The organism is Cupriavidus sp. 2KB_3 (assembly GCF_052115685.1).
In the GTDB taxonomy this organism is placed as follows: domain Bacteria; phylum Pseudomonadota; class Gammaproteobacteria; order Burkholderiales; family Burkholderiaceae; genus Cupriavidus; species Cupriavidus campinensis.
This window is the reverse complement of record NZ_JBFRHD010000007.1, coordinates 59,859-73,627: the sequence shown is the minus strand read 5'-3', so window position 1 is coordinate 73,627 and position 13,769 is coordinate 59,859. Positions and strand designations below refer to the sequence as shown.

The window sequence follows — 13,769 nt, the reverse complement described above, 5'->3', positions numbered from 1 at the left end:
GAGACAAATGATGATCCCTCGATGCCTGCGCGCCAGGCGCGTACTCGCGCGCGCACTCACGATGGCGGCCCTGGCGGTATCGTTCGTGCCACCCGCGCTCGCGGCCGACGACTACCCGAATCGCCCCATTCGCGTGCTGGTGGGCTACACACCGGCCGGCGCGGCCGACTACGTGGCACGCATCTTCGGCGAAGCCTTGTCCAAACAGCTCGGCCAGACCATCGTGGTCGATAACAAGCCCGGCGCGGGCAGTACGCTGGCTTCCACCGCATTGGCCGGCGCCCCGCCGGACGGCTATACCCTGGCGCTCGCCACGGCCACGCTGTATGGCATCGACCAGCGGCTCTACAAGGCGCGCTACAAGGGGGAGGATTTCACCCCCATCACGCGCCTGACCGTCTCGCCGTTGATCCTGGCCGTGAACAGGAACCTGGGTGTGGCGGACGTCAAGGCGCTCGTGGCCAAGGCGAAGGCCGATGCGGGCGGGTTCAACTACTCGTCGTCCGGCATTGGCGGTTCGCCGCACGTGGCGGGGCTGCAGTTCGAGAAGGCTACCGGCGTGCGCATGACCCATGTGCCCTACAAGGGCGGCGCGCCGGCCTTGCAGGCCGTGGCAGCCGGCGAAGTGCAAATGTCATTCGGCACGGCTGCCTCGGTCTTGCCGATGGGCACGCAAGGTGTGGTGAAGATGATCGGCGTGACCACGCCGAAGCCGTCCGACGTGGCGCCCGGCCTGCCGTCGCTGGCCGAAACGGGGCTCCCCGGATTCAACTTCACGTTCTGGTTTGGCCTTTATGGTCCGGCAGGCCTGCCCCCGGAGATTCGGGACAAGATCTTCGCGGCCACGCGCAAGGTCATGGCCGACCCGCAGATCCGCGCCAAGCTGGCCGCCAATGGCAGCGAAGTGTCGCTATCGGAATCGCCGGCGGAGTTCGGCGCGTGGGCCTCGGCCGATGGGCGCAATGCGTTGGAACGTATCGTGCAGGCCGGCGTGAAGCTCGATTGATGAAGATCTGGCGATGCGGCGCGGGGGCGCCGATCAGCGCCGCCCCCGCCCCCGCGCGGCGCCATCGCCGGGCATCGAGGCGATCATGTCCGCATAGACATCGCCGCCCGTGGCGATATGGCGCACCATGGCCGCGGCGGCGGCGTCCTCGCTGCCGCGCAGGATCGCTTCCAGCACCTCCTCGTGCTCCGCCAGTGATGCACGAATGCGCGCGGGCTTTTCGAAGCGCAGATCGCGCATGCCGCGCATCCGTGCCCGCATGGTGAGGATCTGGCGCGACAGGATGTCGTTGCAGCTGGCTTCGTAGATCACGTGATGGAAGGCGTCGTTGGCCTTGCGGTACGCCACGCCATCGGCCTTCTCGGCCGCCGCCCGGCACGCCTCCAGTGCCGTCTGGATCGCCTTGCGCTGCGGCGCCGAAATGCGGCGCGCCGCCAGCCGCGCGGCCAGCGACTCCAGCTGCACCAGGATCTCGCTCATCGCCACGTATTCGCGCAGCGTGATCGACGCGACGATGGCGCCCTGGCGTGGCACCAGATCGACCAGCCCGGCGGATTCCAGCTGGATCAGCGCCTCGCGCACCGGAGTGCGCGACACCTTGAAGCGCGCGAGCAACTGCTGTTCCTCCAGCTGCGTGCCGCTGGGCAACTTCCCGCTCAGAATGTCTTGCTCGATCGCCGTACGGATGGTCTCGGACAAGCTCTTCTTTTCATCGGACATGGAACACTGCGAGCGCGCTGAGTGGGGATGGCGCGATTCTACTACCGCGCCCGCCCGCGTATGCGCAATTGCCCGCTATGTGCACAAAAGCGACGCCGCTCAGTCCAGCGAGATCTTCCCCGCCTTGACGATTTCGGCATACCGCACCGTGTCACGCTCGATCAGCTTGCGAAACGCCTCCGGCGTATCGCTGACCGGCACAAAACCGAGTTCGGTGAGCTTCTTCGACACTTCCGGGCTGGTAGTGGCGGCGGCGATGGCCTTCGCCATGCGATCCACCACCGGCTGCGGCGTACCGGCCGGCGCCAGCAGGCCGGTCCACGAACTCATGACAAACCCGGGGAAGCCGGACTCCTCCATGGTCGGGATCTGCGGCTCGCCGGGCCAGCGCTTGGCCGAGGCCACAGCCAGCACATTGATCTTTCCGGACTTCACGTGCGGCATGGGCACCAGCAGCGGATCGAACGCGATGGACACCTCGCCGGACACCAGCGCCGGCAGGATCGGCGCGCTGCCGTTGTACGGAACGTGCGTCATCTTGAGCTTCGACTCCATCGCCAGACGCTCGCCGGTCAGGTGCGCCGAGCTGCCAACGCCGCTCGAGCCGAAGGTCAGCGCGTCCGGATTCTTGCGCCCATAGGCAACGAGTTCGCCGACGTTCTTCACCGGCAGCCGCTTGCTGGCAAACAGGAACAGCGGCAGTTCCGCCATCTGGGCCACCGGCACCAGATCCGATGGCTTGTAGCTCAGCTTCGAGTAGAGCGACATGTTGGCGCTGTAGGCGGCCAGCACGGACACGAAGGTATAGCCGTCAGGCGCGGAGCGCGCCGCAACGCCCACGCCGAGCGTGCTGTTGGCGCCCGGCTTGTTCTCGATGATGATGGGCTGGCCAAGGCTTTGCGAGACCTTCTCGAACACTACGCGAGAGACGGTGTCCGTCGACCCGCCCGGCGTATAGGGAACAATGACCTTGATCGGCTTGGTCGGCCATTCTGCTGCGCTCGCCCCCTGGCCGATGGCCAGTCCCGCAATGAGGATGGCCGCCATGCGGGCGGCGCGCGTGGCGCGTGTCTTGATACTCAATTGCTGTCTCCAATTCTGTTTCTTTGATTTGCCGCCAAAGTCGGCGGCTCATTATGCGCGACGCAGCGGCCAATCCAACGGGCGCTACGCAAGTGGTGTTCGATATCCGGACATCGCCTGGGGCGTGAGCGCGGGATTCTTTACCTACGCGCAAAACTGTTGATGCGTGATGTGCCTTCTTTCCTCGGCGCCGGGCAGCTAGATTGGGCCGTGCTCCCCTAAAAGGTCGTAAACGGTCGTAGACGGTCACAGCCATGAATGAATCCGCCCCCTCCCTCCCCGCTCCCGCAATCCGGCACGCCGCTGACAGCTACGTCGACCGCAATGCCCCGTACTGGCAACGGAATCTCGCGGTTGCCGTCTTCGGGTCTTTCACCACGCTGGTCAGCCTGAGCATGCTGCTGCCGTTCCTGCCGTTGTACGTGGAGCAACTCGGCGTGACGTCGCAGGACAAGGTGGTGCAGTGGTCTGGCGTGGCGTTCGGCATCACGTTCTTCGCCACCGCCGTGACCGCCCCCTTGTGGGGCAAGCTGGCCGACCGCTTCGGACGCAAGCCGATGCTGGTACGTGCGGCGGTTGGCATGGCCATCGTGATGTCGATGATCGGGCTGGCCCACAACGTCTATGAACTCGTTGCGCTGCGTTTCGCCGCGGGTCTGATCGGCGGCTATGCGTCGGCGGCCACCGTGATGATCGGTACGCAGGCCCCGCCCGAGCGGGCGGGATGGGCACTCGGCGTGCTTTCCACCGGGGCGCTAACGGGCAATCTGATCGGCCCGCTCATCGGAGGCCTGCTGCCGAACCTGATCGGGATTCGCGGCACATTCTTCGCCGGCGGTGCCATGATCGGCGTGGCGGCGTTGCTGACGATCTTTGGCGTGCGCGAGGATTTCACCCGTCCGCCCAAGTCCGCCGGCCAACCCGTGCCCGCCGACGGCGCCGCCCGCAGCGCGCATCGCTTCGCGCTGCCGGCCCTGCTGGTGACGGCTGCCATGGTGCTGCTGGCCAATATGTCGATCGAGCCGATCATCACCGTCTATATCCGGCAACTCGATGTACCGCACGACCGATTGGCCACGGTGGCCGGCATCGTCATGGCCTGTTCGGCGTTTGGCAGCGTGCTGACCGCCTCGCGGCTGGGTGCGCTGGCCGACCGCATCGGCGCCTGGAATGTCATTATCGGTTGCCTCGTGGCCACCGCCCTTGTCCTGATTCCGCAGGCGTTCGTGACCAACTGGTGGACGCTGGCCGCGCTGCGTGGCGTGATGGGGATGGCGCTCGCCGGGCTGCTTCCCGCCATCGGCAAGCTTGTGCGCCAGGCCGTCAAGGAGCACCAGTCCGGCAAGATGCTCGGCTACCTGCAATCCGCGCAGTTTTCCGGGCAGGTGATCGGGCCGTTGATCGGCGCGCAGATCAGCGTGCATCTGGGCATGCGTGCGGTGTTCTTTGTCACCAGCGCCCTGTTGCTCGCCTGTGCCGTGTTCGATCGCTGGGCCAAGGCGCGCTGAACCGGCATGTCAGCCCGGAACGGGCTGAATCGGTTCGCATTGACAAGTCATCCGCAGGCGGCATCGGTGGTCTATGCTGGAAGACAGCACATTCACCGGGACCATTCATGGCCTACCACCGAGATCCCCGTCCTGGCAACGCCCTGGGCAGCGCGTTGGCCGGATGCCTCCTCATTACCCTGCTTGGCCTGGCCGGTTGCGATACACCGCCCCGGGATACCTCGTCCACGCCCCCGCCCCCGCGCGAGCCCATCGCCGCCAGCGACGATGTGTACCCGCCGCCCTCCACAGTGCACGACACCCGCCCCAAACGCGCGACCCCCTAGGGGGTCGGTCCGGGGCAGGCAAAGGTTGCCCAGTCAGATGACGTTGGTGGGGACGCGCGGCGGCCTCTGTCCGGCTACTTCACCGGCGTCAGAATCGGCGCGCCCTTGCTCTTGATCAGGAACACCACGAACTTCGCAGGCTGGGTAGTGCTGGCATTGCGCCCGACCGTGTGAATATCGTTGGGGCCTTCGTAGAAGGTTTCACCCGCCTTGAGCGTGACCTCTTTGCCGCCCTTGAGGCCCATGATGATGCTGCCCTCGAGCACGTAGACGAAGGCGTGCGCATCATGGCGATGCACGGGATCCACGGCGCCCGGCGGATAGTCCACGACGATCATCTCGCCTTCCTTGCCCGGATATTCGGGCAACGGCTTTGTCATCAGCTGCTTGACGCTCGCCTCGGGCGCGGCGGCTGCCGGTCCGGCCACCATCAGGCACGACAGCATCAGGGTTGCCGCAAGGGATACGACTGTCTTCATGGCATCACTCCAGGTTGGCTTTATCGAGTCCGAACGCCTTGTCCGATGAACCGGGCACCATCTGGAACGCCACGTTCAGGCGGTTCCAGGCATTGATGGCCCCCACCAGGAAGGTCAGGTCCGACAATTCCTTTTCGCTGTACTGGGTGCGCACGCGCTCGTAGATGTCGTCGGGCACGCCACCTGCGGGAAGGTGGGTCAGCGCTTCCGTCCAGGCCAGCGCGGCGCGTTCGCGCGGCGAGAAGAGCGTCGATTCGCGCCAGATCGCCACGTGGTGCAGGCGCAGTTCCCGTTCGCCGTGGATCTTCGCCATCTTGATGTGCATGTCGACACAGAACGCGCAGCCATTGAGCTGCGATGCGCGAATCTCGACGAGCTCCTGGATGGGCGTCTCGATCGTGGTCTTCTGGAACAGGGCCCCGAACTCGATGAGCTTCTTGGTCAGCTCGGGGGATTGCTGGAAGTAGTTCGTACGTTGGGTCATGACTTTTCTCCTGTGTCGATGCCTGAAGCCATGGTAGGTGCGGCGCCCCCGCCACGCCAGACCGACTCCGCGCGCACAGTGTTTCCCGCCAGGCATCAATCCGGATGCCCATGCCAGTGCACTCCACTCACCCGGCAGCCCCAAAAAATCAGGGATAACACCAAGACTCCGAGCACTGGCGCGGGATGCGTATTTCGCACAGCGGAATGCATCGTCCGATTGCTTGACGCTGGCCGAATCGCCATGCAAATTCGCTGAAAACGAACGACCGTGCTAGAACGCGATCCGCCTCCACCGCCCCGGTGCGGGAAACAGGATTCACGGCAAGGACACGGCGTCACCGGACCCTCGGCTCTGCCGGGTTCCAGGAGAGTGGCGCGCCACCCGGCGCGGCAACGCAAGGAGACAACTCATGCAAGACAACCGACACGCGGCACCAGCGCCGAGCTGGCCGCGCTTGCCCGCCAACTTGACGGCCACCCCGCCACAACGCTGATCCGCCGGAATCCGCGCCGGTCCAGCTGACTTGACGCTGATCCGGCCCGCGCTGCCGCCCCAACGGCAACGCGCCTCCACGCGCCCCGGCCCCGTGCCGGCGCGCACCTTGTTTCGCGAACCGTACGAGGTAATCCCGTGGCATTGTTTTTCCAACAGTTTCTCAATGGCCTGACGCTGGGCGGCGTATACAGCCTGGTGGCGCTGGGGCTGACGCTGGTCTACGGCATCCTGCACGTGCCCAACTTCGCGCACGGCGCGCTGTACATGGCCGGCGCCTATGTGTCGTACTACGCCATGACCACGCTGGGCCTGAACTACTGGCTGGCAATGCTGGCCGCCGCGGCCGTGGTGGCCGTGCTGTCGATGCTGGCAGACCGCCTGGTGTTTCATCCCCTGCGCAACGCGCCCGAGATCCACGACATGATTGCCGCCATCGGTATCCTGCTGTTCCTGGAAGCCGGCGCACAGGCGCTGTGGGGCGCGGACTTCCACCGCATGCCCACGCCGTACGGCCAGATGGTGGAGTTCCTCGGCCTCACGGCGCCGATGCAGCGCCTGCTGATCATCGTCGCCGCGTTCGGCCTGATGGTGCTGCTGCACCTGTTCCTGACGCGCACGATCACGGGCTCCACGATCATGGCGATGGCCCAGAACCGCGAGGGTGCCGCGCTGGTCGGCATCGACGCCACGCGCGTGACGCTGCTGGTCTTCGCCATCTCGGGCGCACTCGCAGCCATCGCCGCCACGCTGTACGCGCCGATCAACCTCGTCTACCCGAGCATGGGCAACCTGGTCATCACCAAGGCGTTCGTAATCATCATCCTCGGCGGCATGGGCAGCATCCCGGGCGCGATCGTCGGCGGCCTGATCATCGGCATGGCCGAGAGCTTCGGCGGCTTCTATATCTCCACCGACTACAAGGACATCATCGCGTTCCTGCTGCTGGTGATCATCCTGTCCATCCGGCCACAGGGCCTGTTCGCGGCCAAGGCGGCCTGATTCCGCATAAGGAGCGACCCATGAAAGCAATGCAAGGAAAGACCGGCTGGGCCCTGTTGCTGGCGGCCGCCATCGCGTTTCCGCTGGTCGTGCCCAACAGCTATTTCCTGACCGTGATGACGCTGGCGTTCATCTACGCCATCGCCACGCTCGGCCTGAACCTGCTGACCGGCTATACCGGCCAGCTCAACCTGGCGCACGGCGGTTTCATGGCGATTGGCGCCTACACGGTGGGCATCCTGACCGTGGATCACCAGTTGCCGTTCTGGCTCGCCTTCGCGCTCTCCGGCGTGGTCTGCATGGCGTTTGGCTACGTGGTGGGCGTGGTGTCGCTGCGGCTCAAGGGCCATTACTTCTCGATCTTCACGATGTGCGTGGGCTACATCATCTACCTGCTGATCGAGAAGTGGGAAGGCCTCACCCACGGCACGGTCGGCCTGATCGGCATTCCGGTGCCGGCGGCCATCGGCCCGATCACCTTCGACAGCGTGCCGGCACAGTACTACCTCGTGCTGACCTTCCTGGTGATCGGCATGTTCATCATGCATCGGATCGTCAGCTCGCTGCTGGGCCGCAGCTTCCTGGCGGTGCGCAACAGCGATGCGCTGGCCGAAGCGCTGGGCATCAACCTGATGCGTACCAAGGTGCTGTCGTTCGTGCTGTCGGTGGGTTATGCCGGCTTCGCCGGGGCGCTCTACGCGGGGCAGGTGCGCTTCCTGGGCCCGGACATCGCCCGTACCGACGTCACCTTCGATATGGTCATGGCGATGCTGGTGGGCGGCACGGGCACGCTGCTCGGGCCGCTGCTCGGGGCAGTGCTGGTGCCCTGGGTTACCCAGACGCTGCAGTTCCTGCAGGACTACCGGATGCTCGTGTTCGGCCCGGTGCTGATCCTGCTGATCATCTTCTTCCCGGATGGCATCGTCGGCTCCTACCTGAAGAAGCAGGCCCGCCGCGCCGCCGCCGCACGCCGTGGCCAGCACGCCGCCACGCGCCCCGGCAACGTGCAGCCGCCCGTCCCGACCACCCGCCCCGGAGCCGAAAATGCTTGAGATCCGCAACCTCACCAAGAAATTCGGCGGGCTGACCGCGGTGCATGACGTCTCCGTGTCGTTCGAGGCCGGCCACATCAACGCGATCATCGGCCCCAATGGCGCCGGCAAGACCACCTTCTTCAACCTGATCGCCGGCACGCACGCGCCGAGTTCCGGCCAGATCCTGTTCAAGGGGCAGGACGTGGCCGGCCTGCGCGCGGACCAGATCGCCCGGCTCGGGGTGGCGCGCACCTTCCAGGCCACGGCCCTGTTCGACCGCGCGACGGTGCTCGACAACCTGATCGTCGGCCACCGGCTGCGCACGTCGTCGGGGCTGGCCGATGTGCTGTTCAACTCCCGGCGCCTGCGCGAGGAAGAACGGCTGTGCCGCGAGAAGGCCGAGGCAGCGCTCGACTTCGTCGGCCTGACCCATCTGGCCCATGAGGTGGCGGCAGACATCACCCAGGAGGCCCGCAAGCGCGTGGCCTTCGCGCTGGCGCTGGCCACGGACCCCGAACTGCTGCTGCTCGACGAACCCGCCGGCGGCGTGAACCCCGAGGAAACGGTGGGGCTGGCCGAACTGATCCGCAAGATGGTGCGGCATGGCAAGACCGTCTGCCTGATCGAACACAAGATGGACATGATCATGCGGCTGGCCGACAAGATCATGGTGCTCAACTACGGCGAGAAGATTGCCGAAGGCACGCCGGCGCAGGTCCAGCAGGACCCGCGCGTCATCGAAGCCTATCTGGGAGCCGACCATGTTGCAGCTTGAACGCGTTTCGCTGTCCTACGGCAGCTTCCGTGCGCTGGACAACGTCTCGCTGCACGCCAAGGCCGGCGAACTGGTGGTGCTGCTCGGCGCCAACGGGGCAGGCAAGAGCTCGATCTTCCTGGCGATGAGCGGCATCCATCGCACCAGCGGCGGCTGCATGCGTTTCGATGGCCGCGAGCTGGCCGGCATGAAACCATCGCAGATCGTGCAGGCCGGGCTGGTGCACTGCCCCGAGGGCCGCAAGCTGTTTCCGGCGATGAGCGTGCAGAAGAACCTGACGCTGGGCGCCTACGTGCACCGCCGCGACAGCGCGGGCATCCGGGAGACGCTGGAGGAAGTCTTCGAGATGTTCCCGATCCTGCGCCAGAAGAAGGACGACCCCGCCGGCTCGCTGTCCGGCGGGCAGCAGCAGATGGTGGCGCTGGGCCGCGCGCTGATGGGCCGCCCGCGCGCGCTGCTGCTGGACGAGCCGTCGCTGGGGCTGGCGCCGCTGGTGGTCAAGCAGATGTTCGAGGTGATCCAGCGCATCAACCGCGCCGGCACCACGGTGCTGCTGGCGGAGCAGAACGCCTACGCCGCCCTCGGCATCGCACACCGGGCGTACGTGATCGAGAGCGGCCGGATCGTGATGGAAGGCGATCGGGAGTCGCTGCTCAAGGACGAAGGCATTCGCAAGGCGTATATCGGCGGATAGTCCGCCCCACACCAGACAAGCGCAGTACCAAATCCAAAAAGGAGACAGCAATGCAGCACAAGACGATGGGTCGTTTCTTCCCGCTGGCCGCATGCGCCGTGGCCGCGCTCTTCGCCGCCACGCCCGCGCTCGCGCAGGAAGTAGTCAAGATCGGCTACACCGGCCCGCTCTCCGGCGGTGCGGCGCTGTACGGCAAGAACGTGCTGTCCGGCATCCAGATGGCCGTGGACGAGATCAACGCGCAGGGCCTGGCCGTCAACGGCAAGAAGGTCAAGCTGGAAGTGGTGGCGCTGGACGACAAGTACGCGCCGGCCGAGGCCGCCATCAACGCCCGCCGCCTGGTGCAGCAGCACAAGACCCCGGCCGTCTTCGTGCCGCACTCGGGCGGCATCTTCGCGCTGCAGGCCTTCAACGAGCAGGAGAAGTTCCTGGTCATGGCCTATTCGAGCGTGCCGCGCATCACCGACGCCGGCAACAAGCTGACCATCCGCATCCCGCCGGCCTACACCGGCTATATCGAACCGTTCATCAAGGCGCAGATGAAGCGCTACGGCAAGAACGTGGCGCTGGTGCCGGCGGACCATGATTACGCCAAGGCGTGGGTGCAGGCCTTCGTGCCGGCCTGGGAAGGCGCCGGCGGCAAGATCGTGGGCAACAACCCGATGTCGTACACCAAGGCGACCGATTTCTACACCGGCGTGTCGCGCGCCATCGCCGAGAAGCCGGACGTGATGTTCGTGGGCGGCCCCTCGGAGCCGACCGCGCTGGTGGTCAAGCAGGCCCGCGAACTGGGCTTCAAGGGCGGTTTCATCGTCATGGACCAGGCCAAGATGGACGAGATGGCCAAGGTCACCAACGGGCTCGCCATGCTTGAAGGCTCGATCGGCGTGATGCCGCTGGTCAACGACAACCGCCCGGCCGCGCAGGCCTACAACGCCAAGTACAAGAAGCTCCATGACGGCCGCGATGCCACCACGGAGATGTCCCTGAACTACACGATGACGTGGGCGCTGGCCAATGCGATGAAGCTGGCCGGCACCACCACCGACTCGGCGGCCATCCGCGCCAAGATTCCGGAGGCCGTCAAGGCCCTGCCGAAGGACGTGAACCCGAACGAGGTGGAGGGCATCGACGCCAAGGGCGGCTCGGTGGCGGACACCGTGGTCGGCTGGGTCCAGAACGGCAAGATCGCACCGGTGCGGCTGTCGGAACTGGCGAAGTAAGCCAGGCGGCGCAGCAACAGGCTTCTACGGAGGGAGAAGGGGTAGCACGGCGGTACCAGCCGGCGGCACAGCCGGCGTGAAATGTGGAGAGAAAGCGAAGGGCGTCCGGTGGCTCCGGACGCCCTTTGTCTTTGCTGCGCGCCGCAGTCGATCAGCGTCGGTCGTCGTTGCGCGCCTGCATCGCCCCGCGGTTGCCGTGGCCGCCCCGGTCGCCCGGCTCATTCTGGCCGCGCTGCTGTTGCTGCTGTTGCTGCTGCTGGAACTGCCGCTGCCGTTCCTGCTGCTGTTGCTGTTGCTGCTGCGCCCGTTGCTGCTGCTCCTGGGCCTGCCGCTGCTGCTGGGCCTGACGCTGCTGCTCCATCTGCTGGCGTTGCTGGTCCTGCATGGCGCGCTGCTGCTCCTGCGCCTGCCGCTGCTGTTGCGCGGCCTGGCGCTGGTGCTCCATCTGCTGGCGCTGTTGCTCCTGCGCGGCCCGCTGGTGTTCCATCTGCTGGCGTTGCTGCTCCTGCTGCGCCCGCTGCTGCTCGAACTGCTGCCGCTGCTGCCGCTGCTGCTCCTGCTGCTGGCGCTGTTGCTCCTGCTGCGCCCGTTGCTGGTCGAACTGGTGGCGCTGCATCGCCTCGCGCTGCTGGTCCTGCTGCTGGCGCTGCTGCTCCTGCTGCGCCCGCTGCTGGTCGAACTGGCGGCGCTGGTTCGCCTCGCGCTGCTGGTCCTGAAGCTGGCGCTGCTGCTCCTGCGCCATGCGTTGCTGGTCATACTGCTGGCGCCGCTGAAGATCCTGGCCCTGGCGCTGCTGCTCCTGCAACTGCCGCTGCTGCTCCTGCCGCTGGTTCTGGAGCGCCTGCTGCTGACGCTGCTGGAAATCGGCCGATTGCCGCTGCTGCTCGTTCAACTGCCGCTGTTGCTCGAACTGCTGGCGCTGCACGGCCTGCTGCTGGCGTTGCGCCTCGGGCGGCACGCCGCGCATCTGGTCCGGACGGGTAGTCCAGTTCCTGCCGTTATCGCGCGGATTGTCGTCTGGACGCTGGGCGCCCCCCTGCACCGGGTTCACGAAGCCGCGCGGCGCGCCGTCACGGCTCGGATCGCCGCCACGGTGGCGGGCAGCCAGCGCGGCCTCGGTCAGGCGCACGTCAGGCCGACCCTGACCACCCCGGTCGCCCTGCCCCGCCTGCCCCGCCTGTGGCGACGGCGGACGCCCCGGGCGCCGGTCGTCAAACGCCGGCCGACCCGGCAGATGCGTGGCGATGGCCTGCCGCTCGAAACCCTGCCGCGCCATCGGCGGCAGCGCACGCGTCGGCGCCTCGCCTATATAACTACGCTTGACCGGTGCCATCGGCGGGGCGCCCCGGCCCTCGCCCACCGGCAGGGTCCGCCATGCATCCTGGTGGGACCCACGCGGCACGGGCCGTCCTTCAACGAAATTGCGCGACGGCATGCCCGTGATGGCGCCCGGCACGTTGCGATTGATCCAGCGTTCCCGGTCGCGGTCGCGGCCGTCGCCACCCCGCCCATAGTGGTGGATCGGGGCGTAGTTGATTCGCGAAACATAGTTCTGGCTGGCTCGATAGCCTGGGCGGTAGACGTCGCGCGGCCCGAGCGGGTACCAGGCAACGCCGGGGCCGCCGCCAATGCGGATGGTGGCCGCGCTGCCGCCAATAAAGCCGACCACGGCCGGCGCATAGCACGGGCGCACGCTGACCGGGCCGGGTACCCAGCCCCAGCGGTTGCCGAAATGGGCCCAACGGCCATAGTGCGACGGGGCGAAGCCCCACGGCGCGTCATCGATCCAGGTCCAGCCCCACGGCGCCACCCAGGCCCAGTGCCCGGTGCTGTACGGCGCCCAGCCGGACGGCACTGCGCGCGGGAACCACACCGCGCCGTAGCCGGCATCCTGCTGCCAGTCGCCATAGTCGTCCAGTGCGGCGTAGCCGGTCATCTCGCGCGGCACGTAACGCGCGGAGACGGACTGGTCCTCGCGGGCATCGCGTGCGGCGGTCCATTGGTCGAAGCCGTCGGGCGGCGGGTACGCGCCCGCGCCGGCATCGGCAAGGTCGGTGCCGGCAAAGCGCATGCGCTGGCCGCGCGACAGCTCGATCGAACGCGTATCCCCATATAGGACCGCGCTGCCGTGGCGCATGCTGACCAGTGTGGTGTTGCCATCGGGCGAGACGTCGATCCGATAATCGCCCGGTTCATTGGGCACGAAAGCGAGGTTGGGCGTATCGACTTCCACCTGCTGGCCCTGCGGCAAGGCGCGCACGCGCAATTGCAGCGAGCCCTGGGTGAGCTTGACCTGCGTGGTGTCGTCGTCGAGGTTGAGGATGCTGGCGGCCGTGGCGCCGCCCAGCCGCACCGTGGTGGTGCCGGCATGGACTTCGGCCCGTCCGCCCGGATCGACCCAGAGCCGGTCGCCGGTGGTCACCGGCCGGTTCAAGCCGATGGCCGCCCACTCGTCCGAGCCGGCCGGTGCGAAGCTGATGCCACCGGCCGCGTCGGTCAGGGTGGCGATGCGGGAAGACGGATCGGCATATTGCCCGTTCGGCGCCAGCGCGTCGGGGTTGCCGAGGACGGAGCCGTCGGCGGCGCCCTGCGCGTAGCCGGGCGGCGCGTAATCCTGGGCCTGCGCCATCAAGCCATATGCCACCAGCGCGGCGGCCAGGCCAATCCCGGCAAGCGGCGCCAGCCGGCGCGGCCATGCAGAAACCGAAGCCGAAACCGGGCGATCAAAGTATTGCATCGTGCGAGTCATCTCTGTTCCGGACGCCCACCGCGCTTGGGGGGCGTCGCCGTACTGTCACCGTATATCGGATAACGGCATGGAACGCGACTTGCGGACCTGACTTTGTAAGCACATATTTCCCTGGCGCCGTCCGGGGGTCGGGCGGATATGCGCGGAAACAAGTCTTGCAGATGCTGACAGGGCGCCGGATAGCGCAACCG

Annotated in this window: 12 protein-coding genes; 7 read left to right on the top strand and 5 right to left on the bottom strand. The window is 66.8% G+C overall.

Annotated elements, in window-relative coordinates; genetic code table 11:
* Positions 1-7: 7 nt before the first annotated feature.
* Positions 8-1,006 carry a Bug family tripartite tricarboxylate transporter substrate binding protein gene (locus AB4120_RS09090; protein ID WP_392388544.1) on the top strand — a complete coding sequence of 333 codons (999 nt, stop codon included), beginning with the start codon at positions 8-10 and terminating at the stop codon, positions 1,004-1,006.
* 33 nt (positions 1,007-1,039) lie between these two features.
* Here the strand turns inward: AB4120_RS09090 and AB4120_RS09085 are convergent, their stop codons facing one another.
* Positions 1,040-1,726, bottom strand: coding sequence for a GntR family transcriptional regulator (locus AB4120_RS09085; protein WP_144196379.1), 687 nt, complete (start codon positions 1,724-1,726; stop codon positions 1,040-1,042).
* A 99-nt stretch (positions 1,727-1,825) separates the two neighbouring features.
* Positions 1,826-2,773: a Bug family tripartite tricarboxylate transporter substrate binding protein gene (locus AB4120_RS09080; RefSeq protein ID WP_441642204.1), complete on the bottom strand. Its 948-nt coding sequence runs from the start codon at positions 2,771-2,773 to the stop codon at positions 1,826-1,828.
* Positions 2,774-3,063: 290 nt separating this feature from the next.
* Between AB4120_RS09080 and AB4120_RS09075 the strand changes: the two genes are divergently transcribed.
* Complete coding sequence (locus AB4120_RS09075; protein WP_149138180.1) at positions 3,064-4,317, top strand: MFS transporter; 1,254 nt, start codon at positions 3,064-3,066, stop codon at positions 4,315-4,317.
* A 400-nt stretch (positions 4,318-4,717) separates the two neighbouring features.
* Here AB4120_RS09075 and AB4120_RS09070 read toward each other — a convergent pair whose 3' ends face one another.
* Both AB4120_RS09070 and AB4120_RS09065 read right to left on the bottom strand, forming a co-directional pair.
* Positions 4,718-5,122, bottom strand: coding sequence for a cupin domain-containing protein (locus AB4120_RS09070; RefSeq protein ID WP_149138181.1), 405 nt, complete (start codon positions 5,120-5,122; stop codon positions 4,718-4,720).
* 4 nt (positions 5,123-5,126) lie between these two features.
* Positions 5,127-5,606 (bottom strand): carboxymuconolactone decarboxylase family protein, encoded by a 480-nt coding sequence (locus AB4120_RS09065; RefSeq protein WP_441642158.1) that lies wholly within the window; start codon positions 5,604-5,606, stop codon positions 5,127-5,129.
* Positions 5,607-6,239: 633 nt separating this feature from the next.
* Between AB4120_RS09065 and AB4120_RS09060 the strand changes: the two genes are divergently transcribed.
* From AB4120_RS09060 to AB4120_RS09040, 5 genes are read left to right on the top strand one after another with little or no spacing between them, the layout of a single operon-like run.
* On the top strand, positions 6,240-7,103 hold the full coding sequence (locus AB4120_RS09060) for a branched-chain amino acid ABC transporter permease (RefSeq protein ID WP_144196373.1): 864 nt from the start codon (positions 6,240-6,242) through the stop codon (positions 7,101-7,103).
* Positions 7,104-7,123: 20 nt separating this feature from the next.
* Positions 7,124-8,155: a branched-chain amino acid ABC transporter permease gene (locus AB4120_RS09055; protein WP_149138182.1), complete on the top strand. Its 1,032-nt coding sequence runs from the start codon at positions 7,124-7,126 to the stop codon at positions 8,153-8,155.
* Positions 8,148-8,912: an ABC transporter ATP-binding protein gene (locus AB4120_RS09050; RefSeq protein ID WP_144196371.1), complete on the top strand. Its 765-nt coding sequence runs from the start codon at positions 8,148-8,150 to the stop codon at positions 8,910-8,912. The genes AB4120_RS09055 and AB4120_RS09050 overlap by 8 nt, the downstream gene beginning before the upstream one ends.
* Positions 8,899-9,606: an ABC transporter ATP-binding protein gene (locus AB4120_RS09045; RefSeq protein ID WP_149138183.1), complete on the top strand. Its 708-nt coding sequence runs from the start codon at positions 8,899-8,901 to the stop codon at positions 9,604-9,606. The genes AB4120_RS09050 and AB4120_RS09045 overlap by 14 nt, the downstream gene beginning before the upstream one ends.
* A gap of 50 nt (positions 9,607-9,656) precedes the next feature.
* Complete coding sequence (locus AB4120_RS09040) at positions 9,657-10,829, top strand: ABC transporter substrate-binding protein (protein ID WP_149138184.1); 1,173 nt, start codon at positions 9,657-9,659, stop codon at positions 10,827-10,829.
* A 151-nt stretch (positions 10,830-10,980) separates the two neighbouring features.
* On the opposite strand, the gene AB4120_RS09035 is transcribed toward AB4120_RS09040, so the two are convergent.
* A complete protein-coding gene (locus AB4120_RS09035) occupies positions 10,981-13,566 on the bottom strand; it encodes a DUF6600 domain-containing protein (protein WP_441642157.1) in 2,586 nt (861 codons plus the stop codon).
* Positions 13,567-13,769: the final 203 nt, after the last annotated feature.